Source organism: Streptomyces sp. NRRL F-5755 (assembly GCF_001279365.1).
Taxonomy (GTDB): domain Bacteria; phylum Actinomycetota; class Actinomycetes; order Streptomycetales; family Streptomycetaceae; genus Streptomyces; species Streptomyces rimosus.
Genome location: NZ_LGCW01000265.1, coordinates 1 through 25,935, shown reverse-complemented (window position 1 = coordinate 25,935; position 25,935 = coordinate 1). Strand labels below are relative to the sequence as shown.

The 25,935-nt window shown below is 71.3% G+C and carries 23 protein-coding genes and 1 pseudogene; 14 read left to right on the top strand and 10 right to left on the bottom strand.

The window, feature by feature from the left end; translation table 11 throughout:
* Positions 1 to 21: 21 nt before the first annotated feature.
* From ADK86_RS23290 to ADK86_RS23275, 5 genes are all read right to left on the bottom strand, one after another.
* Positions 22 to 999 (bottom strand): Yip1 family protein, encoded by a 978-nt coding sequence (locus ADK86_RS23290; protein ID WP_078952206.1) that lies wholly within the window; start codon positions 997 to 999, stop codon positions 22 to 24.
* Between the two features lie 455 nt (positions 1,000 to 1,454).
* Positions 1,455 to 2,456 carry an AraC family transcriptional regulator gene (locus tag ADK86_RS23285; RefSeq protein WP_234345977.1) on the bottom strand — a complete coding sequence of 334 codons (1,002 nt, stop codon included), beginning with the start codon at positions 2,454 to 2,456 and terminating at the stop codon, positions 1,455 to 1,457.
* Positions 2,457 to 2,603: 147 nt separating this feature from the next.
* On the bottom strand, positions 2,604 to 2,741 hold the full coding sequence (locus ADK86_RS42475; RefSeq protein WP_199834456.1) for a hypothetical protein: 138 nt from the start codon (positions 2,739 to 2,741) through the stop codon (positions 2,604 to 2,606).
* Between the two features lie 76 nt (positions 2,742 to 2,817).
* On the bottom strand, positions 2,818 to 3,684 hold the full coding sequence (locus ADK86_RS23280; RefSeq protein WP_234345976.1) for a trypsin-like serine peptidase: 867 nt from the start codon (positions 3,682 to 3,684) through the stop codon (positions 2,818 to 2,820).
* A gap of 375 nt (positions 3,685 to 4,059) precedes the next feature.
* On the bottom strand, positions 4,060 to 6,324 hold the full coding sequence (locus ADK86_RS23275; RefSeq protein ID WP_053698333.1) for a (Fe-S)-binding protein: 2,265 nt from the start codon (positions 6,322 to 6,324) through the stop codon (positions 4,060 to 4,062).
* Between the two features lie 352 nt (positions 6,325 to 6,676).
* On the opposite strand from ADK86_RS23275, the pseudogene ADK86_RS23270 reads away from it, so the two are divergent.
* From ADK86_RS23270 to ADK86_RS23255, 4 genes and pseudogenes are all read left to right on the top strand, one after another.
* Positions 6,677 to 8,258, top strand: a pseudogene (locus tag ADK86_RS23270) (Hsp70 family protein); the annotation flags it as partial.
* Positions 8,259 to 8,464: 206 nt separating this feature from the next.
* Positions 8,465 to 9,124, top strand: coding sequence for a nucleotide exchange factor GrpE (grpE, locus tag ADK86_RS23265; RefSeq protein ID WP_003979934.1), 660 nt, complete (start codon positions 8,465 to 8,467; stop codon positions 9,122 to 9,124).
* Between the two features lie 42 nt (positions 9,125 to 9,166).
* Complete coding sequence (gene dnaJ, locus ADK86_RS23260; protein WP_053698332.1) at positions 9,167 to 10,342, top strand: molecular chaperone DnaJ; 1,176 nt, start codon at positions 9,167 to 9,169, stop codon at positions 10,340 to 10,342.
* A gap of 5 nt (positions 10,343 to 10,347) precedes the next feature.
* Positions 10,348 to 10,803, top strand: coding sequence for a heat shock protein transcriptional repressor HspR (locus ADK86_RS23255; RefSeq protein WP_030590153.1), 456 nt, complete (start codon positions 10,348 to 10,350; stop codon positions 10,801 to 10,803).
* Positions 10,804 to 10,883: 80 nt separating this feature from the next.
* On the opposite strand, the gene ADK86_RS23250 is transcribed toward ADK86_RS23255, so the two are convergent.
* On the bottom strand, positions 10,884 to 11,288 hold the full coding sequence (locus ADK86_RS23250; RefSeq protein ID WP_030180652.1) for a hypothetical protein: 405 nt from the start codon (positions 11,286 to 11,288) through the stop codon (positions 10,884 to 10,886).
* 98 nt (positions 11,289 to 11,386) lie between these two features.
* On the opposite strand from ADK86_RS23250, the gene ADK86_RS45245 reads away from it, so the two are divergent.
* A complete protein-coding gene (locus ADK86_RS45245; RefSeq protein WP_267888806.1) occupies positions 11,387 to 11,518 on the top strand; it encodes a hypothetical protein in 132 nt (43 codons plus the stop codon).
* 154 nt (positions 11,519 to 11,672) lie between these two features.
* Here the strand turns inward: ADK86_RS45245 and ADK86_RS23245 are convergent, their stop codons facing one another.
* Positions 11,673 to 12,077: a pyridoxamine 5'-phosphate oxidase family protein gene (locus ADK86_RS23245; RefSeq protein ID WP_053698331.1), complete on the bottom strand. Its 405-nt coding sequence runs from the start codon at positions 12,075 to 12,077 to the stop codon at positions 11,673 to 11,675.
* A 437-nt stretch (positions 12,078 to 12,514) separates the two neighbouring features.
* On the opposite strand from ADK86_RS23245, the gene clpB reads away from it, so the two are divergent.
* Entirely contained in the window at positions 12,515 to 15,154 is a 2,640-nt protein-coding gene (gene clpB / locus ADK86_RS23240) for an ATP-dependent chaperone ClpB (protein ID WP_053698330.1), read from the top strand.
* 144 nt (positions 15,155 to 15,298) lie between these two features.
* Complete coding sequence (locus tag ADK86_RS23235; RefSeq protein ID WP_003979928.1) at positions 15,299 to 15,835, top strand: YbjN domain-containing protein; 537 nt, start codon at positions 15,299 to 15,301, stop codon at positions 15,833 to 15,835.
* 72 nt (positions 15,836 to 15,907) lie between these two features.
* On the opposite strand, the gene ADK86_RS23230 is transcribed toward ADK86_RS23235, so the two are convergent.
* The 3 genes from ADK86_RS23230 to ADK86_RS23220 all read right to left on the bottom strand — a co-directional run bounded on the left by ADK86_RS23230 (position 15,908) and on the right by ADK86_RS23220 (position 18,838).
* Complete coding sequence (locus ADK86_RS23230; protein WP_053698329.1) at positions 15,908 to 16,183, bottom strand: hypothetical protein; 276 nt, start codon at positions 16,181 to 16,183, stop codon at positions 15,908 to 15,910.
* A 129-nt stretch (positions 16,184 to 16,312) separates the two neighbouring features.
* Positions 16,313 to 17,524, bottom strand: a complete 1,212-nt coding sequence (locus ADK86_RS23225; RefSeq protein WP_199834455.1) for a hypothetical protein — start codon at positions 17,522 to 17,524, stop codon at positions 16,313 to 16,315.
* Positions 17,525 to 17,659: 135 nt separating this feature from the next.
* The gene (locus tag ADK86_RS23220; protein WP_053698377.1) at positions 17,660 to 18,838 is read right to left on the bottom strand and encodes a pyridoxal phosphate-dependent aminotransferase; all 1,179 of its coding nucleotides are present in this window, start codon (positions 18,836 to 18,838) and stop codon (positions 17,660 to 17,662) included.
* A gap of 250 nt (positions 18,839 to 19,088) precedes the next feature.
* On the opposite strand from ADK86_RS23220, the gene ADK86_RS23215 reads away from it, so the two are divergent.
* The 7 genes from ADK86_RS23215 (at position 19,089) to fbaA (ending at position 25,743) form a co-directional block, all read left to right on the top strand.
* Complete coding sequence (locus tag ADK86_RS23215) at positions 19,089 to 19,373, top strand: hypothetical protein (protein ID WP_053698328.1); 285 nt, start codon at positions 19,089 to 19,091, stop codon at positions 19,371 to 19,373.
* Positions 19,374 to 19,674: 301 nt separating this feature from the next.
* Entirely contained in the window at positions 19,675 to 20,193 is a 519-nt protein-coding gene (locus tag ADK86_RS23210) for a DUF2617 family protein (RefSeq protein ID WP_053698327.1), read from the top strand.
* Between the two features lie 142 nt (positions 20,194 to 20,335).
* Positions 20,336 to 22,096: a spermidine synthase gene (locus ADK86_RS23205; protein ID WP_053698326.1), complete on the top strand. Its 1,761-nt coding sequence runs from the start codon at positions 20,336 to 20,338 to the stop codon at positions 22,094 to 22,096.
* Between the two features lie 109 nt (positions 22,097 to 22,205).
* On the top strand, positions 22,206 to 22,970 hold the full coding sequence (locus tag ADK86_RS23200) for an SRPBCC domain-containing protein (RefSeq protein WP_053698325.1): 765 nt from the start codon (positions 22,206 to 22,208) through the stop codon (positions 22,968 to 22,970).
* Between the two features lie 85 nt (positions 22,971 to 23,055).
* On the top strand, positions 23,056 to 23,904 hold the full coding sequence (locus ADK86_RS23195; RefSeq protein ID WP_053698324.1) for an aldose epimerase: 849 nt from the start codon (positions 23,056 to 23,058) through the stop codon (positions 23,902 to 23,904).
* A gap of 68 nt (positions 23,905 to 23,972) precedes the next feature.
* A complete protein-coding gene (gene pyrE / locus ADK86_RS23190; RefSeq protein WP_053698323.1) occupies positions 23,973 to 24,515 on the top strand; it encodes an orotate phosphoribosyltransferase in 543 nt (180 codons plus the stop codon).
* Positions 24,516 to 24,720: 205 nt separating this feature from the next.
* Positions 24,721 to 25,743, top strand: a complete 1,023-nt coding sequence (fbaA, locus tag ADK86_RS23185; protein WP_030590189.1) for a class II fructose-bisphosphate aldolase — start codon at positions 24,721 to 24,723, stop codon at positions 25,741 to 25,743.
* The last annotated feature ends 192 nt before the right edge of the window (positions 25,744 to 25,935 follow it).

Sequence of the window (25,935 nt, the reverse complement as noted above, 5' to 3'; positions counted from 1 at the left end):
GCCGGACGGGCCGACGTACGGCTAGAGCGTGCCCAGTTTGACCAGCGCCAGCAGCGCGACCAGCTGGATCGCCGAGGCGCCCAGCGCCTTGGGCCACGGCAGGTCGTGCGACTTGCTCACCATCGAGGTGAAGAGCGCGCCCGCGGCCAGCCAGGTCGCCCAGCCGACCACCTGCACCAGCGTGCTGTCGCCGCCCAGGAACATCGCGAAGAGCAGGCGCGGCGCGTCCGTGACCGACATGATCAGCATGGAGAGGCCGACGGTCGGCTGCCAGGCGCCGTCGCCGCCGAGCTGGCGGGCGAGGGTGTGGGTGACCGCGCCGAGGATCAGGCTGCCGACGACGAACATCACGGCGGTGATGAGCACCCACGGGATGCTGTTGGAGAGCGTGGCGTTCAGCACGTCCTCGCGGGCCTTGTCGAAGCCGAAGACCGCGAGCAGGCCGTAGACGAGCGTGACGATCAGGGCCGGGCCCCAGACCGGGTGGTCGCGCATCTGCCAGAAGGTCGGCCCCGGGCGGGTGACCAGGCCGGTCAGCAGCTGCTTCCAGGGCAGCCGGGGGCCGGCCGGCGGGGCCGTGGCCTGGCCCGCGCGGTAGGTGCCGCCGTCGGCGTAACCGTCGTCGTACTGGCCGCCGTAACCGCCGTTCGCCGGGCCGCCGGCCTGCGGGCCGTACGCGTCCGGAGCCTCGCCGACGCTGAACTGCTGGGTGTGTCCCGGGGTGTTGTCGTTGGCGTACGGCGCGTAGGACTGCTGCTGCGGCTGGTAGCCGCCGTCACCGAAGTACTCGGGCTCGCCGTGCCGGTCGCCGCCGTACGGGCCTGCATGCGGGCCGCCGTACGGCTGCGGGGGCTGCGGCGGTTGGTGCGGTTGCTGCCACTGCTGCCCGTGCGGAGACGGGGGCTGCTGCCCGTACGGCTGTCCCTGCTGACCGTACGGAGCCTGCTGCCCCTGCTGCTGCCCCTGTTGCGCGGACCGGGCATCCCGTCCGCGACCCATCCTGAATCCAGCCACGTCATCGAACGTACCTGGTCCCGCAAGCCCGGGGGCCGGGCCCGGGGGCAGCGGCCCGCTTTGCTGCCGACCTGTGACATCCCCTAGGGGGTGGGGCGCGCTTCCCCGAGGGGATGCGGGAAACGCCTCACTGTCAGGGCCGTCCCCTGCTCCGCCGGCCCATGAGGCATCGGATCATCGTCGTCCGACGCCTCACGGGCGGGAGGGTCCGGCAGCGGTTACGGGGGGATACCGGCCGGTACCCAGGGGCCGGCCCACCGGTGAATGCCGCCGTCGGCACTCACAGACGGACGTACGCATCGGCGATGCCGACCGGGCCCTGGCACCCAGACCGTAGCGGCACCGGAACGGCAGCATGATCCATTCTGCGCAGCCGGTATCCGGATCACGCTGCGTGTTCATGGGCGGGGGCGGGAGCCTGTGGAGGGGCCGCCGCCGTGTCAGGGCGCCTGCAGTGTCTGGGAAGGCGTCTCCCCGAACCGCTCCCGGTAGCTGCGTGCGAAGCGCCCGAGGTGCACGAAGCCCCACCGGTACGCCACTTCGCCGACGCTCAGCTCGCCCGGCCCCGCCCGCCGCAGCTCGTCCCGTACGCGGTTCAGCCGTACGTCGCGCAGGTACGCCATCGGTGACATGCCGACGTGCCGGCGGAAGCCCTCTTGGAGCCAGCGCACGCTGACCCGTGCTACGGCGGCGAGTTCGGCGGTGTCGAAGGGGTGCTCAGGGCAGCTCTGGATGGCGTCCAGCGCGCGCTTGACGGGCGCCGGGCGGTACGAGGGGGCGGGCGGGCGGCTCAGCTCCTCGCGGTACGGGTGGTCTGCGGCCAGCAACAGCCCGCCCAGCAGCGCTTCTTGCAGCGGGGCCGCCACCAGCGGCTGGTGCAGCAGGCCGCCCGCGTCCTGGACATCCCGTACGGCGGCCCGTACCAGCCGTGCCCAGCTGAGCCCCGGCCCCCGGGACACGTCGAAACCGGCGGCGAAGCGCACCGGCGCGCCGACGGACCTGCCGAGCATGTGCTCAAGGTGCCGCTCCAGGTCCGCCGTACGGATCTTCAGCGCCAGCAGCCGGCAGCCGGCGTGCCACCGGTCGATGGTGGTCGCGCCGTCCGGCTGGAACACCCCGGCCCGCTCCGGAGTGGCGGTCTCCACCGCGCCCGTACCCTGCCGCCACTGGATGCTGCCGCTCAGCGGTACGTCGACGTGGTACGAGCCCAGCTCCCCGGACCGCAGCCGCAGATCGGTGCCGAACCCCACCTCACCGACGGTGACCGCGCCCAGCCGCACCACGTCGAGGTGCGCGCCCACGTCGTCGCTCGGATGGAGCCGGTCGATGTGGGTGACGTAGAAGGCTTGGCCGAGCATCCACCGGGCCTCGTCGAGGTCAGCCGTCCGCAGGGACAGCACCGGGGGCGCCGACGGGGTCTCCGCCCCCGGCTCAGCAGACATGTTCAGCACGACCTTTCCCCCGGGCTAACAGGTTCCCCCGGGCAGACAGAACCGTCCGTCCGGCACTGTCCGCCTCAACTGCGCACTCGGGAAAGAATAGGTGCAGGGGGCAGTGGGGTGGCGGGGGTGACTGCACGGCGCTTTCCATCAGCCGTCGCTGAAGGCCGTGGTCGAGAAGGCCGTGGTCGAGAAGGTGGTGGCCGGGGGCGAGGACGGGCCGGTGGGGGTTCCGGGGTGGACGGTTATGAGGTCGTCGGTGCCGGTTCGGCGGCGGGTGAGGAGCACCAGGTCGGCGTGGTGGTCGCCGTCGTAGTCGGGGGAGCCGGGCCGCGCTGTGCCGGGCGGTACGGGACCATGGCGATCAGGACGACTTCGCCGCGCCGCCCGCCACCCGCTCGTACAGCTCCCGCGCCTGCCCGTCGAAGAGCACGGCCGTCGACTCGGCGTCCGTGTCGCCGCCGCTCAGCACGCCGATCAGGCGCCCGGGGCGGCCGGCGCCGTGGTGGTCGGCGAGCCAGGGGCCGCCGCTGGTGCCGTCGTAGAAGCCGCCGCACCGCATCTGCATCATGTACGGCTGGTCCTCGTCGCGCTCGGTGTCCGTGGTGCAGGTGATCGGGTCGTTGTCCGGGTTGTACGCCTCGTTGGGGTAGCCGACGACGGTGACATGGCGGCGGGGACCGGACGAGAAGTCGGGGGTGGCGGCGCCGACGACCTCCTGAACGGAGCGGCCCCGGGCGTCCGGCTCGACGGTCAGGAAGGCGTAGTCGCCCCGGTCGCTGTCCTCGTCCCGCCACGCCTTGGGCACGTGGATGCCGCTGACCTTCCACTTCCCGTACGGGAACGTGCCTTCCCCGGCCCCGGAGAAGCGCGGCGCGAACTGCAGGTCACCGGTGATCGGCCCGGGCTTCTCCCCGTCGGCCGAGTCCTTGCCGTCGTCCTCGCCCTCGTCGTTCTCGTCGTCGTCCTGGAAGTGGACGCAGTGCGCGGCAGTGACCAGCACGTTGCCCTTCGGACTGTCGACGACGCTCGCGGTGCAGTGGTGCTCCCCGTCGGCGAACAGGACGCCGACGAAGGGCAGCCCCTCGAAGTGCCGGGCGGCCGGCTGCGCGGGATCCGCCGCCTGCGAGGCCCCGCCACACCCGGTGAGCCCGACGATCGCGGCCAGCGCGGCAGCGGCGGCAGTGACGGTGGTGGCAGCTGTGGCGAGAGGGGCCCGAGCGGTTCTCATGTACGGGACGGTACGTCGCGCCGCGCCCGTACGCCGCTCCACGGGCTCACGTCGGGACGGGTTCGGGACGTCGCTACGGGTTCGGTACGTCGGGTCGGGCCGGTACGTCGGAACGGGACCGTACCGTCGGGTCGAGGCCGTCTCGTCGACGCGGGTCGGTACGTCGCGACGACCTCGGCACGTCGCTACGTAGGTGTACCGTCGGCCCGGCAGCGTTACGTCGATACGGAAGCGGCCCGACGCTTCGCCCACGTACCGACGCGCCCGTACCGCCCCAACGCCCCGGCCGCCTCCTCCCCCAAAGCACCCGGCCGCCCCCACCAAAGCGGGAGCGGCCGAGTATGAAACGAGAACCGGCGGGACGGTCGGGACCGGCTACTTCACCGGCTCCGGCTCCGGGGCGTCCGTCGGGGCCTCCTCGCCGGCCGGGTCGACCGGGGTCTTGACGGAGTCCAGCAGCAGCTGGGCCACATCCACGACCTGGACGGATTCCTTGGCCTTGCCGTCGTTCTTCTTGCCGTTGACCGAGTCGGTCAGCATGACCAGGCAGAACGGGCAGGCGGTGGAGACGATGTCCGGGTTCAGGGACAGGGCCTCGTCGACGCGCTCGTTGTTGATGCGCTTGCCGATCCGCTCCTCCATCCACATGCGCGCGCCGCCCGCGCCGCAGCAGAAGCCGCGCTCCTTGTGGCGGTGCATCTCCTCGTTGCGCAGGCCCGGCACCTTGGCGATGATCTCGCGCGGCGGCGTGTAGACCTTGTTGTGGCGGCCCAGGTAGCAGGGGTCGTGGTACGTGATCAGGCCCTCGACCGGGGTGACGGGGATCAGCCTGCCCTCGTCGATCAGGTGCTGGAGCAGCTGGGTGTGGTGGATGACCTCGTACTCGCCGCCGAGCTGCGGGTACTCGTTCGCGATCGTGTTGAAGCAGTGCGGGCAGGTCGCGACGATCTTCTTCTTGGCCTTCGGGACGGTCACGCCCTCGTCCGCATCCTCGCCGAACGCCATGTTCAGCATCTCGACGTTCTGCTGGCCGAGCTGCTGGAAGAGGAACTCGTTGCCCAGGCGGCGGGCCGAGTCACCGGTGCACGCCTCGTCGCCGCCCATGATCGCGAACTTCACGCCCGCGATGTGCAGCAGCTCGGCGAACGCCTTGGTGGTCTTCTTGGCGCGGTCCTCCAGGGCGCCCGCGCAGCCGACCCAGTACAGGTAGTCGACCTCGGTGAGGTCCTCGATGTCCTTGCCGACGACCGGGACCTCGAAGTCGACCTCCTTGGTCCACGCCAGGCGCTGCTTCTTGGCCAGGCCCCAGGGGTTGCCCTTCTTCTCCAGGTTCTTCAGCATCGTGCCGGCCTCGCTGGGGAAGCTGGACTCGATCATGACCTGGTAGCGCCGCATGTCGACGATGTGGTCGACGTGCTCGATGTCGACCGGGCACTGCTCCACGCACGCGCCGCAGGTGGTGCAGGACCACAGCACGTCCGGGTCGATGACGCCGTTCTCCTCCAGGGTGCCGATCAGCGGGCGCTCGGCCTCCGCCAGCGCCGCCGCGGGCACGTCCTTGAGCTGCGCCTCGGTCGCCTTCTCGGCGCCCTCCTCGTCCTTGCCGCCGCCGGCGAGCAGGTACGGGGCCTTGGCGTGCGCGTGGTCGCGCAGCGCCATGATCAGCAGCTTCGGCGACAGCGGCTTGCCGGTGTTCCAGGCGGGGCACTGCGACTGGCAGCGGCCGCACTCGGTGCAGGTGGAGAAGTCGAGCAGGCCCTTCCAGGAGAAGTGCTCGATCTGGGAGACGCCGAACTGGTCGTCCTCGCCGGGGTCCTCGAAGTCGATCGGCTTGCCGGCGCTGGTCATCGGCTGGAGGGCGCCGAGCGCCACGTCACCACTGGCCTCGCGCTTGAACCAGATGTTCGGGAAGGCCAGGAAGCGGTGCCAGGCCACGCCCATGTCGGTCTTCAGCGCGACCGTGATCATCCAGATGAAGGACGTCGCGATCTTCAGACCGGCGAAGAAGTAGGTGAGGTTCTGGAGCGTCGCGGCGTCCATGCCCTCCAGCCACGAGACCACCGGGTACGAGATGAAGAACGACGCCTCGTAGCCGTCCACGTGGTGCTGGGCGCCCTCCAGCGCGTGCAGCATGAAGATGCAGATGCCGACGATCAGGATGACCGCCTCGACGAAGTACGCCTGGCCGAAGTTGGAGCCGGCGAAGCGGGACTTGCGGCCCGGCTTGCCGGGCCTGCTCAGCTGCCGGACGACGATCAGGAGGAGGATGCCGAGCACCGTCATCGTGCCGATGAACTCGACGAAGACGTTGTACGGCGCCCACTCGCCGATGACGGGCAGCAGCCAGTCGGCCTTGAAGAGCTGGCCGATGGCGTTGACGATCGTCAGCAGCAGCGAGAAGAAGCCCACCGCCACGAACCAGTGCGCCGCGCCGACGATGCCCCACTTGTTCATACGGGTGTGGCCGAGGAATTCCTTGACCACCGTGACCGTGCGTTGCGCGGGGTCGTCGGTCCGGGTGCCGGCCGGTACGGGCTGGCCGAGCCGCAGCTGCCGGACGATCTGCAGGATGGCACGGCCGAACAGTGCGACGCCGACCGCGATTAGGACCAGCGACACGATGATCGCGGCGAGTTGCATGGGTGGCTCCTCGGGCCTGCGAGTGCGGGGGTTACGGGGAATACTTCTGGTGGGGCTGCGCGTACGTACGAGGGGTACACGGAGTCCGCGGGGACAAGATCTACAGCGATTACTAAGCAGTAACTTTTCGGGTCTGCGCTGAGGTTACCCAGTATCCCGAGCCCCATGAAGCCGCCCGGCCGGTGATCTGTGTCGCGCAGGCAACCCTTCGTAGGCGCCGGGGCGTCCCCCAGAGCGGGCGTGACGAGGCATCCGACATAAAAGTTGAGTGAGGCTGGCTCAGGTCAATTGACAGCGCGCCGGGCGTCCTGCACCCTTGAGCCTGTTCCACTCAAGTCATGGAGGAATCGAAATGGCACGTGCGGTCGGCATCGACCTGGGCACGACGAACTCCGTCGTCAGTGTTCTCGAAGGCGGTGAGCCCACCGTCATCACCAACGCCGAGGGCGCCAGGACCACGCCGTCCGTCGTCGCCTTCGCCAAGAACGGCGAGGTCCTGGTCGGCGAGGTGGCCAAGCGCCAGGCGGTCACCAACGTCGACAGGACCATCCGGTCGGTCAAGCGCCACATGGGCACCGACTGGAAGGTGAACCTGGACGGCAAGGACTTCAACCCGCAGCAGATGAGCGCCTTCATCCTGCAGAAGCTCAAGCGGGACGCCGAGGCTTACCTGGGCGAGAAGGTCACCGACGCGGTCATCACCGTTCCGGCGTACTTCAACGACTCCGAGCGCCAGGCCACCAAGGAGGCCGGTGAGATCGCGGGCCTGAACGTCCTGCGCATCGTCAACGAGCCCACCGCCGCGGCCCTGGCCTACGGCCTGGAGAAGGACGACCAGACCATCCTGGTCTTCGACCTCGGTGGCGGTACCTTCGACGTCTCGCTGCTGGAGATCGGCGACGGTGTCGTCGAGGTCAAGGCCACCAACGGTGACAACCACCTCGGTGGTGACGACTGGGACCAGCGCGTCGTCGACTACCTGGTCAAGCAGTTCCAGAACGGCCACGGCGTCGACCTGTCCAAGGACAAGATGGCGCTCCAGCGGCTGCGCGAGGCCGCGGAGAAGGCGAAGATCGAGCTGTCGTCCTCCACCGAGACGACGATCAACCTGCCCTACATCACCGCCTCCGCCGAGGGCCCGCTGCACCTGGACGAGAAGCTCACCCGGGCGCAGTTCCAGCAGCTGACCTCGGACCTCCTGGAGCGCTGCAAGACCCCGTTCCACAACGTGATCAAGGACGCCGGCATCGAGCTGTCCGAGATCGACCACGTGGTCCTGGTCGGCGGCTCGACCCGGATGCCGGCCGTCGCCGAGCTGGTCAAGGAGCTGACCGGTGGCAAGGACGCCAACAAGGGCGTTGGACGTCACCCCGCTGTCCCTCGGTATCGAGACCAAGGGCGGCATCATGACCAAGCTCATCGAGCGGAACACGACGATCCCGACCAAGCGCTCGGAGATCTTCACCACCGCCGAGGACAACCAGCCCTCCGTGCAGATCCAGGTCTACCAGGGCGAGCGCGAGATCGCGGCGTACAACAAGAAGCTCGGCATGTTCGAGCTGACCGGTCTGCCCCCGGCCCCGCGCGGCGTGCCGCAGATCGAGGTCACCTTCGACATCGACGCGAACGGCATCATGCACGTCGCGGCGAAGGACCTCGGCACCGGCAAGGAGCAGAAGATGACCGTCACCGGCGGCTCCTCGCTGCCGAAGGACGAGGTCGACCGGATGCGCCAGGAGGCCGAGCAGTACGCGGACGAGGACCACCGCCGCCGCGAGGCCGCCGAGTCCCGCAACCAGGGCGAGCAGCTCGTCTACCAGACGGAGAAGTTCCTCAAGGACAACGAGGAGAAGGTCCCCGCCGAGGTGAAGACCGAGGTCGAGGCCGCCGTCGCCGAGCTGAAGGAGAAGCTCAAGGGCGAGGACACGGCCGAGATCCGCACCGCGACCGAGAAGGTCGCCGCGGTCAGCCAGAAGCTGGGCCAGGCCATGTACGCCGACGCGCAGGCCGCGGGTGGTGCCGAGGGCGCCGCCGGTGCCGCGGGTGCCGCGGGCGGCCAGCAGGCCAAGGCCGAGGACGACGTGGTCGACGCCGAGATCGTCGACGACGAGAAGCCGAAGGATGCCAAGGGTGGTGCCGCGTGACGGAGGAGACTCCGGGCTTCGAGGAGAAGCCCGACGTCCCCGCCGATGCCGCAAAGACCCCTGATGACGCGGCGCAGGCCGAGTCCGCCGACACGGCGGGCTCGGCCCCGGCCGGGGATGCGAACCAGGACGTAGCTCTCACGGCGCAGCTGGACCAGGTGCGCACCGCGCTCAACGAGCGCACCGCGGACCTCCAGCGGCTCCAGGCGGAGTACCAGAACTACCGTCGCCGGGTGGAGCGGGACCGGGTGTCGGTGAAGGAGATCGCCGCGGCGAACCTGCTCACCGAGCTGCTGCCGGTGCTCGACGACGTCGGCCGGGCCCGGGAGCACGGCGAGCTGGTCGGCGGCTTCAAGTCGGTGGCCGAGTCGCTGGAGACCGTGGTCGCGAAGCTGGGCCTCCAGCAGTTCGGCAAGGAGGGCGAGCCCTTCGACCCGACGATCCACGAGGCGCTGATGCATTCCTATGCGCCGGATGTCACGGAGACCACGTGCGTCGCCATCCTCCAGCCGGGGTATCGCATCGGTGAACGAACGATCCGTCCCGCACGGGTCGCGGTGGCCGAGCCGCAGCCGGGCGCGCAGTCCGGCAAGGCCGCCTCGGAGGACGACGCCAAGGCTTCGGACGAGGAGAGCGGTGGCCCGGACGAGGGCTGACGCGGCGGCGGAAGAAGCAGTACGGGAGGAGGGACGTCGGGGATGAACACCAAGGACTTCGTGGAGAAGGACTACTACAAGGTCCTCGGCGTCCCGAAGGACGCCACCGAGGCGGAGATCAAGAAGGCGTACCGCAAGCTGGCCCGGGAGTTCCACCCGGACGCCAACAAGGGGGACGCCAAGGCCGAGGAGCGCTTCAAGGAGATCTCCGAGGCCAACGACATCCTCGGTGACCCCAAGCGCCGCAAGGAGTACGACGAGGCGCGGGCGCTGTTCGGCAACGGCGGCTTCCGCGCGGGCCCCGGCGGCGCCGGTGGCGGATCGTTCAACTTCGACCTGGGCGACCTCTTCGGAGGCGGCGCCCAGGGCGGCTCGGCGGGCGGCGGCTTCGGCGGCGGTCTCGGCGATGTCTTCGGCGGCCTGTTCAACCGCGGCGGCGGCACGCGTACGCAGCCGCGCCGCGGCCAGGACATCGAGTCCGAGGTGACGCTCAGCTTCACCGAGGCGGTGGACGGGGCCACGGTCCCGCTGCGGATGTCCAGCCAGGCCCCCTGCAAGGCGTGTTCGGGCACCGGCGACAAGAACGGCACGCCGCGGGTGTGCCCGACCTGCGTCGGCACCGGGCAGGTCAGCCGCGGCGGCGGTGGCGGCTTCTCGCTCACCGACCCGTGCGTGGACTGCAAGGGCCGCGGCCTGATAGCCGAGACGCCCTGCGATGTCTGCAAGGGCAGCGGGCGGGCGACCAGTTCGCGCACGATGCAGGTGCGCATCCCGGCGGGCGTCTCCGACGGGCAGCGCATCCGGCTGCGCGGCAAGGGCGCCCCGGGCGAGCGCGGCGGCCCGAACGGCGATCTGTACGTCGTCGTCCACGTCGACGCCCACCCGGTCTTCGGCCGCAAGGGTGACAACCTGACCGTCACCGTTCCGGTCACCTTCCCGGAGGCGGCGCTGGGCGGCGAGGTGCGGGTGCCGACCCTGGGCGGCCCGCCGGTGACGCTCAAACTGCCGGCCGGGACTCCCAACGGACGTACGATGCGCGTGCGCGGCAAGGGCGCGTCGCGCAAGGACGGCACCCGCGGCGACCTGTTGGTCACCGTCGAGGTGAGCGTGCCCAAGGACCTCGGCGACAAGGCACGGGAGTCGCTGGAGTCCTACCGTGAGGCGACCGCGGGCGAGGACCCGCGGGCGGAGCTGTTCCAGGCCGCGAAGGGAGCATGAGTCGGATGGATGGCCGGGGCGGGCGTCGGAACCCGTATGAACTGACCGAAGAGTCGCCGGTGTACGTCATCTCCGTCGCGGCTCAGCTCTCGGGCCTGCATCCGCAGACCCTGCGGCAGTACGACCGGCTGGGTCTGGTCTCGCCCGACCGTACGGCCGGGCGCGGCCGGCGCTATTCGGCCCGGGACATCGAACTGCTCCGTGAGGTGCAGCGGTTGTCGCAGGACGAGGGCATCAACCTCGCCGGCATCAAGCGCATCATCGAACTGGAGAACCAGGTCACGGCCCTGCGCCAGCGGGTCGCCGAGCTCCAGCACGCGGTCGAGGGCGCGGCTGCCGCCATGCAGCAGCGGGAGGCGGCCGTGCACGCCTCGTACCGCCGGGACCTGGTGCCCTATCAGGACGTGCAGCAGACCGGCGCGCTGGTCGTGTGGCGTCCGAAGAAGCGGTCCGCCGACTAGGCCGTCATCGTCCGTGGAGCGGGGCCGGGGTGCACAGCGCACCCCGGCCCCGCTGCCTTTTGCGGCGGTACCCGGCGGGTTCAGCAGCCGTTGTACCCGGCCGTCGGCATGGACAGACGGCGGTGTACGTGGGACTTCATCGCGCTGGTGTAGACCGGCTCGTCGTAGTCGGCGGTCTCCAGGCGGACGCCGGCGGCGGTGCAGCGGGCGGTGAACTCGTCGGCCGAGGCGATGGCGTTCTCCAGGGCGCGGCGGTTGGGGACGACGAAGACGTCGACCAGCCCGGCTTCCACGTCCTGCCACAGTGTGGCGTGGTCGGCGCGGAGCTGGTGGACGCTCAGCCGGCAGGTCAGGTCGTAGTCGCGGGCCTCGGCCCAGCGCGCGCACATGGCGTGCTGGCTGCGGTCGTCCACCAGGAACGGGTCGTCGTCCAGCCCTGACAGCGGCATGAGGCAGGCGATCGCCGTCACTCGGACCGAATTCATCGTGCCCCCCGGGGCGTGGCGAGTGTGGAGGTGACGATACCGCCGCGCGACGACCGGGGTGGAGGGGCGGTGCCGGGCGGCGAGGCGTATCCGCAGGCGTGGCAGATCGCCCAGCCGTCCTGGTTCACGGCGAGCTGGCCGCCGCAGCGGGGGCACAGCTCGGCGCGGGCGGGGCGGCGGGCACGGAGGGATCGGACGCCCGTACGGGCAGGGGCGGGTCCGGTGCGTGATGCAGACGCCATGCGCTCTCCAGCAGCCGTTTTCCGCTCCGCGCGGTGGATGCGCCGGGAGCGGTTGTCCCGCTTCGGGCATAGCAGGGCCGCGTACGGCGGCGGAAGCGCACCATCCGGATCCGGCCAGGTACGGACCTGGCCGGACGGTGTCCTACGCGCGCCCCAGCGCCTTGGTCACGGTGATCTCGATCATCACCCGGTCCGGCTTGGGCTTGGGGGTGCGGCCGTACCGCTCGGCGTAGCGCCGTACCGCGTCGGCCACCACGTCGGCGTCCGTACGGATGCGGGCCACGCCCTCCAGGGTGGCCCACCGCTTGCGGGCCACCTGGCACACCGCGACCCGGGCGCCGTCCGGGCCCCCGGCGAGGATATGGCCGACCTTGGCGCTGTCCTTTCGGGTGATCACGCGGGCGATGCGCTGATTGGCGTCGAAGGTGACGCCGACCGGGACGACATGGGGTGTGCCGTCGGGGCGCAGGGTGGTCAGCGTGCACATGAGGTGCTCGCTCCAGAAGGCGAGGTACTCGGGGCTGAGGTCGTCCAGGTCGTGGGCCATGAGCGGAAGAGTAATTGGGGAACCTGTGGGGGCGCCGTGAGGAGGTGCTGAGAAGGAACTGTGAAGACAGCATGGGGGCGCTGGGGAGATGCCGTGAAAGCGCTGTTTGTCCCGGGAGAACGCGGGAGACCGCGACCGGTTCCGCGCCGGTTCCGGCCGTCCGGGACCGGTGCGACGGAGGCAGGTCGGACGGCTTGGTGCGGTGGGCGGCGGTGCCCGCCCGGCGGTCCCCGGTGATCGCGTACGGGAAAACCGGCGGGGGCGGGAAAAGCATGGCCCGGCGTCCCGGGTGCACCCGTAGAAGGGCCGGAAGGCGCCGTATGCTGTCCGGAACAGCCTTGAGTGGAATAGACTCAACTTATCGGACGTTGAGCTGAGCAGGTTTCGCCGCGCATGCGGCGCCGACCACGCACCCGAGCACAAGGAGGAGCGGCCGAGTGGACGCCGAGCTGACCAACAAGAGCCGCGAGGCGCTGAGCGCCGCCAACGAGCGGGCGGTGACGGCGGGACACGCGGACATGACCCCCGCGCACCTGCTGCTCGCCCTCCTCGCCGGCGCGGACAACGAGAACATCACCGACCTGCTGGCGGCCGTCGAGGCGGACGCCGTCGCGCTGCGCTCCGGCGCCGAACGCCAGCTGGCCGCCCTGCCCAGCGTGCAGGGTTCCACGGTCGCCCCGCCGCAGCCGGACCGCGACACGCTGGCCGTCATCGCCGACGCCGCGCAGCGCGCCAAGGAACTGGGCGACGACTTCATCTCCACCGAGCACCTGCTCATCGGCATCGCCGCGAAGGGCGGCCGCACCGGCGAGCTGCTGGCGGAGCAGGGCGCCACGGCCAAGAAGCTGCTGAGCGCCTTCGAGGACAGCCGGGGCGGCCGGCGGGTGACCAACCCGGACCCGGAGGGCACGTACAAGGCGCTGGAGAAGTTCGGTACGGACTTCACGGCGGCGGCCCGCGAGGGCAAGCTCGACCCGGTCATCGGCCGTGACCAGGAGATCCGCCGTGTCGTGCAGGTGCTCTCCCGTCGTACGAAGAACAACCCGGTGCTCATCGGCGAGCCCGGCGTCGGCAAGACCGCCGTGGTCGAGGGGCTGGCGCAGCGGATAGTGAAGGGCGACGTGCCCGAGTCGCTGCGCGACAAGCGGCTGGTGGCGCTGGACCTGGGCGCGATGGTGGCGGGCGCGAAGTACCGCGGCGAGTTCGAGGAGCGGCTGAAGACCGTCCTCGCGGAGATCAAGTCCAGCGACGGCCAGATCATCACGTTCATCGACGAGCTGCACACGGTCGTCGGCACCGGCGCGGGCGGCGATTCCGCGATGGACGCGGGCAACATGCTCAAGCCGATGCTGGCCCGCGGCGAGCTGCGGATGGTCGGCGCCACGACCCTGGACGAGTACCGCGAGCGCATCGAGAAGGACCCGGCGCTGGAGCGGCGCTTCCAGCAGGTGCTGGTCGCCGAGCCGACCGTCGAGGACACCGTCGCGATCCTGCGCGGCCTCAAGGGCCGCTACGAGGCGCACCACAAGGTGCAGATCGCGGACTCCGCGCTGGTCGCCGCCGCGACCCTCTCCGACCGCTACATCACCTCCCGCTTCCTGCCGGACAAGGCCATCGACCTCGTGGACGAGGCGGCCTCCCGCCTCCGTATGGAGATCGACTCCTCGCCGGTGGAGATCGACGAGCTGCAGCGCGCCGTCGACCGGCTGCGCATGGAGGAGCTGGCGCTCAAGAACGAGACCGACGCCGGCTCCGTGCAGCGCCTGGAGAAGCTGCGCAAGGACCTCGCCGACAAGGAGGAGGAGCTGCGCGGCCTGACCGCCCGCTGGGAGAAGGAGAAGCAGGGCCTCAACCGCCTCGGCGAGCTGAAGGAGAAGCTGGACGAGCTGCGCGGCCAGGCCGAGCGCGCCCAGCGCGACGGCGACTTCGACACCGCTTCCAAGCTGCTGTACGGGGAGATCCCGGGCCTGGAGCGGGAGCTGGAGGAGGCCGCGGCGGCCGAGGCCGAGCAGGAGGCGTCCGCCGACGGCAAGTCCTCGATGGTCAAGGAGGAGGTCGGCCCGGACGACATCGCGGACGTGGTCGGCTCCTGGACCGGCATTCCGGCCGGGCGCCTGCTGGAGGGCGAGACGCAGAAGCTGCTGCGCATGGAGGACGAGCTGGGCAAGCGCCTGATCGGCCAGGCCGAGGCCGTACGGGCGGTGTCCGACGCGGTACGCCGTACCCGCGCCGGCATCGCCGACCCGGACCGTCCCACCGGCTCGTTCCTCTTCCTCGGCCCGACCGGTGTCGGCAAGACCGAGCTGGCCAAGGCGCTCGCCGACTTCCTCTTCGACGACGAGCGGGCGATGGTCCGCATCGACATGAGCGAGTACGGCGAGAAGCACAGCGTCGCCCGCCTGGTCGGCGCCCCGCCCGGCTACGTCGGCTACGAGGAGGGCGGCCAGCTCACCGAGGCGGTGCGCCGCCGTCCGTACAGCGTCGTCCTGCTGGACGAGGTGGAGAAGGCGCACCACGAGGTCTTCGACGTGCTGCTCCAGGTGCTGGACGACGGGCGGCTCACCGACGGCCAGGGCCGCACGGTGGACTTCCGCAACACGATCCTGATCCTGACCTCCAACCTGGGCTCCACCTTCCTGATGGACCCGCTGCTCAAGGAGGACCAGAAGAAGGAGAAGGTGCTGGAGACGGTCCGGGCCTCCTTCCGGCCGGAGTTCCTGAACCGGCTGGACGACCTGGTGGTCTTCCACCCGCTCGGCACCGACCAGCTCCAGCGGATCGCGGGCATCCAGATCGCCCACCTCCAGCGCCGGCTCGCCGACCGCAGGCTGACGCTGGACGTCACCGACCGCGCCCTGACCTGGCTGGCCTGGCTCGGCCAGGAGCCGGTCGTGGACCAGCCGCAGGCCGCACCGGACCTCTCCTACGGCGCGCGCCCGCTGCGCCGCCTGGTCCAGACGGCCATCGGCGACCAGCTCGCCAAGGCGATCCTGGCGGGCGAGGTGCTGGACGGCGACACCGTACGGGTGGATGTCGCCGAGGACGGCCGGGCGCTGACCGTCGGTCCCGTACGGTAAGGCGCACCGGAGCGGTCGCGGCGGTCCGCCGCCGTCCCGTCCGCCGGGCCGGTTTCGGCCCACAGCGGAGAGACGGCGGCGGGCTTGCCAGGACGGGGCCGGGATGGGGGAGGATGGCGAGGACCATACGAAGGGAATTCCACGGTGAGCATCGACCCGTCCTCGATCCCGAATTTCGGGGGCCAGCCCGAACCGCAGCCGTCGGGGCCTGATGGTCCCGTCCTGCCCGACCAGGACCTGGTCAAGCAGCTCCTCGACCAGATGGAGCTGAAGTACGTAGTCGACGACGAGGGTGACCTCGCCGCCCCGTGGGAGCAGTTCCGCACGTACTTCATGTTCCGCGGCGAGGAGGAGCAGCAGATCTTCTCCGTCCGTACGTTCTACGACCGCCCGCACGGCATCGACGACAAGGCGAAGCTGCTGGAGGCGATCGACGACTGGAACCGCCGGACGCTGTGGCCCAAGGCGTACACCCACACCCACGACGACGGCACGGTCCGCCTGATCGGCGAGGCGTCGATGCTGATCGGTACCGGCGTCGCGCTCGAACACTTTGTGTCGAGCACGGTCAGCTGGGTCCGCGCGTCGATCGAGTTCGACAAGTGGATCGTCGAGCAGCTCGGCCTGGAGGCCGACATCGAGGGTGACGGCGACGCGAAGCCGGGTGACGAGGAGGCGTAAGCCTTCCGCCCGGCCGCAGACGCCGAAGGGCCCCGGAGCGATCCGCTCCGGGGCCCTTCGACGTGCTTGCCGTCAGCCCCTGGCCGCTCGTCGGCAGGCTTCGCCGGCCACTACGGCGGGCACGTGGTCCCTCCGCAGCTCGAAGTAGCAGGCGCGGAAGTTCTCCGTCCCGCCCCTGCCCCCGATGCGGCAGGCCCGTTCGGCCACCTCTTCATCTGCGCCGGGGTACTGCTCCAGCACGTAGTAGTAGCAGGACTGCGGAGTGGCCTGGGCAGTCGGGGCAATGGCCACAGCGCCACCGAGGGCGAGGGCGGTACAGCTGAGTGCGGCAGCGAGACGCTTGAGCATCGCGGTTCCTTTCGGACGGCTCCCCGAGCAGATGGGTTGCGGTTCCCCCACTCATGAACGCACCGCGGAGCCCGGTTGCCCTCCTGGCAGCGGCCATTCCGGTGACCGGGCACTGCCCGCGGCCGGAGCTCACAGCGGCTCGGGTGCCATGGTCAGCAGGTACAGCCCGTAGCCGAAGGAGAGCACGGACAGCGCGCCCGTCGTCAGGACGACGGCGCGCGGGTGGGCGCGGGCCAGTGCGACGGCCGCCGGGATGAGCAGCGGGAAGGCCGGCAGGAGGAAGCGCGGTTTGGACGGGAAGTAGCCGGTGCCGCCGAGGGCCATGGCCATCAGTACGGCGGTGCAGACGAGCAGCGGCAGCGGTGGCCGGTCCAGCACCAGGAGTACGAGCAGCAGCAGCGCCACGGCGAGCACGGCCGCCGCCATGTACTGCACCAGCGGCGCGTCATGCAGGAACAGCCGCTTCACGGACCGCAGGGTGTCCCGGCCGAAGTCGAAACGGGACCCCCAGAGCTCCTGCACCTGGAAGTAGCCGCGCGGCCCCAGGCCCGTGCGCGCCCCCACCCACAGGACGTATCCGAGCCAGCCCGCGGGGGCGATCAGAGCCGCCGTCCAGTAGTGCCAGAGGGGGCGCCGCTGCCGCGGTGCGGGACCGTGCCGGGCGCGCCGCCAGGTCCGTACGGCCGTCACCGCCAGGACCGCGGCGGCGACCGCGAGGCCGTTCGGCCGTGCCAGACCGGCCAGGGCAGCCAGCGCCCCGGCCCACAGCGGGCGATCGGTGAGCAGCGCGTACAGGGCCCAGGCGGCCAGCGCGGTGAGCAGCGATTCCGTATAGCTCAGCGACTCGATGACGGCGTGCGGCAGCAGCGCCCACAGCGCCACCAGGAACGTGCCGGCGCGCCGCCCGTGGAGATGCGCGCCGACCGCGAAGATCCCCCAGGCGGCCACGGCGGCGGCCGCCCACGCGAGCAGCAGCCCGGCGCTGAGCGCGCCGATGGGCAGGGCGGTGGAGACGCCGCGTATCAGCCCCGGGTACAGGGGGAAGAATGCCAGGTCGGCGAGAGGGTCCGTAGGCCACATGTGATGCGGTGTCGGGGAGCCGTAGCCGTACCGGGCCACGCTCAGATACCAGTTGGAGTCCCACGTGGCGCCGAGCACATTGCGCGGGTGGCGACCGGTGTGCCAGGCCCACAGCGCCGTGCACACGGCCCCCGCGAGGCGGATGGCCATGAACAGGGCGAGGGCGGGGGCCGCACGGCGCAGCGCGGCACGTACATGGACGCGTACGGAGCCGGGCCGTGGCGCTGCGGCGGCCGCGGTGTCGACGGTCTCGGCGGACACGAAACACCTCCGGTACGCGCGGCGGCCACGCGCCCGGCGCAGCCCGACACATCGACTCTCGGTGCCGTCCGCCCGCCACGCGACCCCTGTAGGCCGGCCGGGTGGCATACAGGGGCGCGCGGTACGGAACTCCGCTCAGAGGGCGCGGAGGCGGTCGACCGCTTCCTGGAGGACCTTCTCCTGCTTGCAGAACGCGAACCGGACGTACGGGGCGCCCTGGTCCTGGTGGTCGTAGAAGACGGCGTTGGGGATGGCCACGACGCCGGCGCGCTCCGGGAGGGCGCGGCAGAAGGCGAAGCCGTCCTCCTCGCCGAGGGGGCGGATGTCGGTGGTGACGAAGTACGTGCCGGACGGGCGGAAGACGCGGAATCCGGCGGCGGCGAGGCCGTCGGCCAGAAGGTCACGCTTGGCGCGCAGATCGTCCCGCAGCCCGGTGTAGTAGCTGTCGGGCAGCGCCAGGGCCTCGGCGACCGCGTACTGGAACGGGCCCGCGGAGACGTACGTGAGGAACTGCTTGGCCGAGCGGACGGCGCCGACCAGCTCCGGGCTCGCGGTGACCCAGCCGACCTTCCAGCCGGTGAAGGAGAAGGTCTTGCCGGCCGAGCCGATGGTGACGGTGCGCTCGCGCATGCCGGGCAGGGACGCCAGCGGAATGTGCTCGCCCTCGTAGACGAGGTGTTCGTAGACCTCGTCGGTGATCACGAGGAGGTCGCGCTCGCAGGCGAGGCGGGCGATCTCGGTGAGTTCGGCGCGGTCGAGGACGGTGCCGGTGGGGTTGTGGGGCGTGTTGAGGAGGATGAGGCGGGTGCGGTCGGTGATGGCGTCGCGCAGCTCGTCGAGATCAAGGGCGTACGTACCGTCCTCGGCGGACGGGCGCAGCGTCACCGGGACGCGGGTGCCGCCCGCCATCGCGATGCACGCCGCGTAGGAGTCGTAGTACGGCTCCAGCGCGATCACTTCGTCGCCGGGCTCCAGGAGGGCGAGCAGCGAGGCGGCGATGGCCTCGGTGGCGCCCGCGGTGACCAGCACCTCGGTGTCGGGGTCGTACGCGACGCCGAGGTGGCCGTAGAAGCGCTGCTGGTGGGCGGCGACGGCGGCGCGCAGTTCGGGGACGCCGGGGCCGGGCGGGTACTGGTTGCCGCGGCCGTCGCGCAGTGCGCGGACCGCCGCCTCCCTGACCTCCTGCGGCCCGTCGGTGTCGGGAAAGCCCTGTCCCAGATTGATCGATCCGGTGCGTACGGCGAGCGCGGACATCTCGGCGAAGATCGTCGTACCGAACTCCGCGAGGCGGCGGTTGAGCAGCGGTCGTGACATGTCCGCCATCCTCCGCCGAACCTCTGGACTTCCTCAACTGTGCTTTGGGCGCGGCGGCGCCGGGGCATGAGCCCCGCCGACGGACACGGCGCGGTGCGAGGCGTCCGGAAGACGGACCGGGCGCACCGGAGTGGATCAGCGCGGATCGGAGAGGGATCAGGACACGTACGACAGGGCTCCGCGCCCGGCCGGGCAGCCGGCGGCGCGGGGCGGGTGCCTCGCTTCGGGGGACGGAAAGGAGTGTGGGGCGATGATGGGCTTCGTGGTCTTCCTGGTGATCTGTGGGGTGGTCGCGGCGCTGGTGGCCACGGCGGCGCAGAGCCGCGACGGCGGGCGCCGCAGCCTCGGCAGGCGGCGGCACGACGGCACCGGCTGGTGGGTGGCCGGTGATCCGGGACTGAGCGGCGGGCACCACCATCACGGCCACTCCTGCGGCGGGCTCTCCTCCTGCGGGAGCGGCGGCCACTCCTCCGGCGGGGGCGGCGGACACTCCTCCTCGTCCTGCGGTGGCGGCGGGGGCTGCGGCAGTTCCTGACGTGCTGTTGCCCCGTCCACATGCACGGGGCCCATGCAGGTCCGCATATGCGCCGGGTGAGGTCAACGCCCTCTGGGCGGTGGGCTGTTGAACAACTGAACTGAGTGGCCCTCTGAGGGATGGAAACCCTACGAAGATGGGTAAAAACGCTGTGGGCCCCGCTCTTTTCATGATTCCCTCTCCCTAGAGAATCCCAGTTCTCGGACCCCCACGTGGGCACGAGCCGGCAGACAGTCACCACCTGATCCCGTCTCCGGGGCAGGCCGGCCCACCATCCACTGCGTGCTTGCGGAGCCGACCCATGCTCACGATCCTCAAAACGGCCTACACCGATACCCGCGCCTGTGACCTGGCCTGGGCGCTGGGCAGGGAGCCGCTGCCGGCCCTTGCCGTGCTCGACCTGGAACTCGCCGCGGCACACGTACAGTTGAGGCTGCTCGGGGCCTCCCACCAAGTGCTGCTGGAGGAGGAGCGCGGCACGTGCTCCGAAACGGTGGCCTGTATACCCGGCAGCAGCACCCCGCTTCCGCTGGGTGTGGCGAAACGCATCGGCGACTGGGAGTACGAGTTCGCGGCGCACGTCGAGACGCTCTCGCACGGCTCCTTCGCCGGGCGCGCACAGGAGTTGCTCGCCCTCGTCGCCGAACACCCACACGGCCTTGCCGGAACGTTCCCGGGCTCGCCGCACGCCTTCACCGCGATGCTGGCGCAGCGCGAGGACGGGCAGGTGCGCTGGCGTACGTGGCACGCCTATCCGCAGGAGGGCCGCCTGGTCGCGACGCGTACGCGGGTGGGTGTGCGGATGACGGCGGCGCTGTGACGGCCCGGCTCGCGGACCGGGCCGCCGGCCGGTGCGCGAGCCGGTTCCGGTGTCCGGAGTGCGCCAAGTCGCCCGTGTAGAAGGCCCACTACGCTCGTGTGGGTGACATAGGGCCATCCAGGTGTCACGTAGCGTTCACGGCATGATCGACCCGCCTGATCCCGTCCGCCGCGGTGCGTCCGACCCGCCGGAGGCCACAGGTCCGGCGCGACTGCCCGTACCGGCCGGGATCGGCCGGCTGCTCGTCCTGGCCACCGTCTTCGCCTGCGCCGCCTGCGGCATCGTCTACGAACTCGAACTGGTCGCCCTCTCCTCCTACCTGACCGGGGACTCGGTCACCCAGGCATCCGTCGTGCTGTCCGTCATGGTCTTCGCGATGGGCATCGGATCCCTGCTCGCCAAGCGGCTGCGCTGCCGGGCCGCCGTCGGCTTCGGCGCGCTGGAGGCGGGCCTCGCGCTGGTCGGCGGCTTCTCCGCGATGGCGCTCTACGCCTGCTACGCCTGGTTCGGCCAGTCCCGCTCCGCCCTGGTCGCCTTCTCCCTGGCCATCGGCGCGCTCATCGGCGCCGAGGTGCCGCTGCTGATGACGCTGATCCAGCGGGTCCGCCGCCAGGACGCGGGCGGCGCGGTCGCCGACCTCTTCGCAGCGGACTACGTCGGCGCGCTCGTCGGCGGCCTGGCCTTCCCCTTCCTGCTGCTGCCCCTGCTGGGCCAGGTCTCCGGCGCCCTGCTCACCGGTTCGGTCAACGCGGTGGCCGGAGGCGGGCTGGTGCTGTGGCTGTTCCGCAGCGACCTGTCCACACGGGCCCGCTGGGGGCTGGTCCTCGCCAACGTGCTGGTACTGGCGCTGCTCGCCGCCGGGACGCTGCTGGTCGCCCCGTTCGAACGGGCCGCGCGGGACGCGGTGTACGGCTCCGCGGCGCGGGTCGCGGTCCGTACCGGCGTGCAGGAAGTCGTGATCACGGGCGGTACGGGACCGGCTGCCACGGGGCGCACCGACGCGGCCGACTACCGGGGCAGTTCGGGCCGTGGCGCGGCCGAGCCGGAACGGCAGGGAGCCGGGGCCGACGGCACGGCGGGCAAAGGAGGGCCGCTCGGGCTCTACCTGGACGGGCGGCTGCGGGCCAGCGCGGGCGACGGATTCCCGTACCACGAAGGGCTGGTGCACCCGGCCATGTCCGGCGGCCCGCACCGCCGGGTGCTGGTGCTGGGCGGCGGTGACGGGCTCGCCGCACGCGAAGTGCTGCGCTGTGCCGGCGTGGTGTCCGTGACGGTCGTCGAACCGGACCCCGGCATGACCCGCCTGGCCCGTACGGACCCGGGGCTCTCCGCGCTCAACCGGCACGCGCTGGACGATCCGCGGGTACGGGTCGTCCCGGGCGACGTGTTCGAGTGGCTGCGGCGGGGCGGCGCGGCGCGCGACGGCGGCCCGTACGACGTCATCGTCGCCGACCTGCCCGACCCGGGCAGCCAGGCCAGCACCAAGCTCTACTCCCAGGAGTTCTACGGCCTGGCGGCCCGCGCGCTGGCCAGGGACGGCCGGCTGGTGGTGCACGCCGGGGAGCCCCTGAACCGCCCACGCTCGTACTGGACGGTGGACGCGACCGTACGGGCAGCGGGCCTGCGGACCGCCCCGTACCGCCTCCCGGGACGCCCCACCGGGCGTAACGACGCGGCGGAACGCTCCTGCGCACCAGCTCCACCCGGCACCACCCGGGCCGCCTGCGGCTGGGGCTTCGTCCTCGCCGCGCACCGCACACCACGCCTGGACCTGGCCCCGGACACGCCCGCACTGCACTCGCTGACCCGCGACGGGTTGCGGGCCGCCGGTCGCGCCGCCGGCCGCGACCGGATTGCCGGTCTGCCGCCGTCCACGTTGATGCATCCGCGGCATCTGGACTGATGCGGGGCTGGGGTGGGGGCGGCGGAGCAGGCAGGGCAGCACAGGGGCGGGAGAAAAATGGTGCCGGACCGGGCACGTGTGCCGGGAGGGCTGGGTAGGCTCCATAGCCATGGAGCACGAGGTGTACGTTCCGTTTCCCGTCGAGGCCGTACGGCAGGCACTGACCGAGCCGGAGCGCGTGGCGCGCTGCATCCCCGGATGCCAACTCGACGCCGACGCGGATCCCGGCACCCCCGGCGGGCGGCTGCGCCTGCGCATCGGCAGTTCCACCATCACCTACCGCGGCACCCTGACCGTCGCCGCCCGCGGCACCGACACGGTCACCGTCGAGGCGAGCGGCATCGAGTCCCGCGGCGACGGCTCCGCCGAGCTGTCCCTGACCATACGGCTCGCCACCGCGCCCGACGACACCGGCGCCACGGTCCTGAGCTGCACCGGTACGGTCACCAGCACCGGCCGCCTCGCGGAGGCCACCGACCAGGCGGCCGAGTCCGCCGGCCGCCGCGTCCTGGACCGCTTCGCCGCCAACCTCGCGGCGGACCTCACGGACCACCCGGCCGACGAGCCCGACGCCGAAGCGCCGCCCGCCGCGCAGGGCGTCTTCGACGCCGAGATCCCGCCCCCGTCGCTCGACCCGCTCACCGACGACGACCAGGACGACGCCGTGCCGGCCGAGGCCGCGCACGCCCGCCGCACGATGATCGGGCGCAGCGCCGAGGAGGTCGACCACGCGCCGCCGCGCGGCCGGTACGCGCCGGTCCCCGCGCCGCAGTCGGCGACCACCTCCGCCACCCTGCGCTGGGCGGCACCGGCCGCGGCGCTGGCGCTGGCGTCGGCGGTCGTGGTGGGAAGGGTGCTGCGGCGGCGGCGCTGAGCGCCGGTCCGCGCAGCCGACGCGAACCTCCGACCCGCGCCCGGCGCACCGCCGTCCCGTACGACCTCCCCGTTAGGGTCGGACCGTGAGTGACAACGACACGCGAAACGCCGCGCCGGGGCAGGTGCGGCTGGCCGCCGGCGACACCGAGGTGACCGTCGACCCGGCCAACGGCTGCCGGCTCGCGAGCCTGCGCATCGGCGGTACGGAAGTGCTGCGGCAGGGCGCCAAGTACGGCTCCTTCCCGATGGTGCCGTGGTGCGGCCGGATCGACGGCGGACGGTTCCGCAACGGCGGTGAGCTCCACCAGATGCCGGTGAACTCGCCGCCGCACGCGATCCACGGCACCGGCCGCAACGTCGCCTGGAAGACGGCGCGCGCGGACGCCACCAGCGCCGCGTTCACCTACGAGCTCCTCGACCCGGACGCCGCCCCCTGGCCGTACCCGGGGCGCGTCACCCAGCTGGTCGAGCTGGCGGAGGACGGCGGATCGCTCACCCTGACCATGGGCGTCGAGGCGAGCGGCGACTCCTTCCCGGCCCAGGCCGGCTGGCACCCCTGGTTCCTGCGCCGGCTCGGCGAGGAGGGGGAGCGGAGCGAGGACGTACGGATCGACTTCTCGGCCGCCTGGCAGGAGGAGCGCGGCGAGGACCACCTGCCCACCGGGCGCCGGATCGACCCCCGGCCCGGCCCCTGGGACGACTGCTTCGGCATGCCGGACGGCGTGGACGTGACCCTCACCTGGCCGGACCGGCTGGAGCTGAAGGTCACCAGCCGCGCCGAATGGGTGGTGGTCTACGACGAGCAGGAGGCGGCGGTCTGCGTGGAGCCGCAGTCCGGCCCGCCGAACGGGCTCAACACGATGCCGCGCCTGGTCACCCCCATCGATCCGCTGGAGATCTCCACGACCTGGACCTGGCGCACACTGGCGTGACCGGCCGGGGCCCGGCCACCGGCCCCGGCGTCGGGCCGGGCCCCTGGCCACCTTCTAAGCTCATGCACATGACTGACGACGTACGCGGCGATCTGCTGCAGCAGATCAAGGACAAGGCCGTGGTGCACGGCAAGGTGACGCTCTCCTCCGGCAAGGAGGCCGACTACTACATCGACCTGCGCCGGATCACCCTCGACGGCGCGGCCGCGCCCCTCGTCGGGCAGCTGATGCTGGACATCACCGCCGACCTGGACTACGACGCGGTCGGCGGCCTCACGCTGGGCGCCGACCCGGTCGCGGCCTCGATGCTGCACGCCGCCGCGGCGCGCGGCCGCCGGCTGGACGCGTTCGTCGTGCGCAAGGCGCAGAAGACCCACGGCATGCAGCGGCGCATCGAGGGCCCGGACATCAAGGGCCGCCGGGTCCTGGTGGTCGAGGACACCTCCACCACCGGCGGCTCGCCGCTGACCGCCGTCGAGGCGGCGCGCGAGGCGGGCGCGGAGGTGGTCGCGGTCGCCACGATCGTGGACCGCGGGGCGGAGTCGGCCATCGCCGGTGCGGGGCTGTCGTACATCACCGGCTACCGGCTCGGGGACCTCGGCCTCGCCTGAGCCCCGTACGGCCTGTCCGGCGCTGACCTGCGCTTATCGCAAACGGGTGGTTGGTTTCACGTGAAACCGGCCACCCCTTTGCGTGCGGCTGGCGTGTACGGGATGTGGAGCAAACCGCCAAGTCTGGGAAGATGAGCTACGGCGATGTCGTCGCCCCCTGGTCAGGGCCAAGAACGCACACCCGCACATCACAAGGAGCGGACAGATGCCCATCGCAACTCCCGAGGTCTACAACGAGATGCTGGACCGGGCGAAGGCAGGCAAGTTCGCCTACCCGGCCATCAATGTGACCTCGACGCAGACTCTGCACGCAGCGCTGCGTGGTTTCGCCGAGGCCGAGAGCGACGGCATCGTCCAGATTTCCACCGGTGGTGCGGAGTTCCTGGGCGGCCAGCACAACAAGGACATGGTGACCGGCGCGGTCGCGCTGGCGGAGTTCGCGCACATCGTCGCCGAGAAGTACGACATCAACGTCGCGCTGCACACCGACCACTGCCCCAAGGACAAGCTGGACGGCTACGTCCGTCCGCTGCTGGCCGTCTCCGAGCAGCGGGTGGCCAAGGGCCAGAACCCGCTGTTCCAGTCCCACATGTGGGACGGCTCCGCCGAGACCCTGGCCGACAACCTGTCCATCGCCCAGGAGCTGCTGGCCCAGGCCGCCGCCGCGAAGATCATCCTTGAGGTCGAGATCACCCCGACCGGTGGCGAGGAGGACGGCGTCACCCACGAGATCAACGACGAGCTGTACACCACCGTCGACGACGCGGTGCGGACCGCTGAGGCGCTGGGCCTGGGCGAGAAGGGCCGCTACCTGCTCGCCGCGTCGTTCGGCAACGTGCACGGCGTCTACAAGCCGGGCAACGTCGTGCTGCGCCCCGAGCTGCTGAAGGACCTCCAGGAGGGCGTCGGCTCGAAGTACGGCAAGTCCGCGCCGTTCGACTTCGTCTTCCACGGCGGTTCCGGCTCGACGGCCGAGGAGATCGCGACGGCGCTGGAGAACGGCGTCGTGAAGATGAACCTGGACACGGACACGCAGTACGCGTTCACGCGGCCGATCGCGGACCACATGTTCCGCAACTACGACGGCGTGCTGAAGGTCGACGGCGACGTCGGCAACAAGAAGACCTACGACCCGCGCAGCTGGGGCAAGCTGGCCGAGGCCGGCATGGCGAAGCGCGTCACCGAAGCGTGCGCGAACCTGCGCTCGACGGGCACCAAGATCAAGTAGTTTCCGCGTGTGTTGTGGCCCCGCGTTCAGGTGAGCGCGGGGCCGCCGTGCGTTTGGCGCGGTTGGCCCCGGTGGGGGTGCGGGTTTGCGCCTGGGGTTCGGTGGGTGGGGGCTCGGGGCCCCGCAGGGGTCTCTCCTCGTTGCCTGGAGCGGCCGAAATGTATGGACGCGACCGGGGCTTCGGTCGCCTGC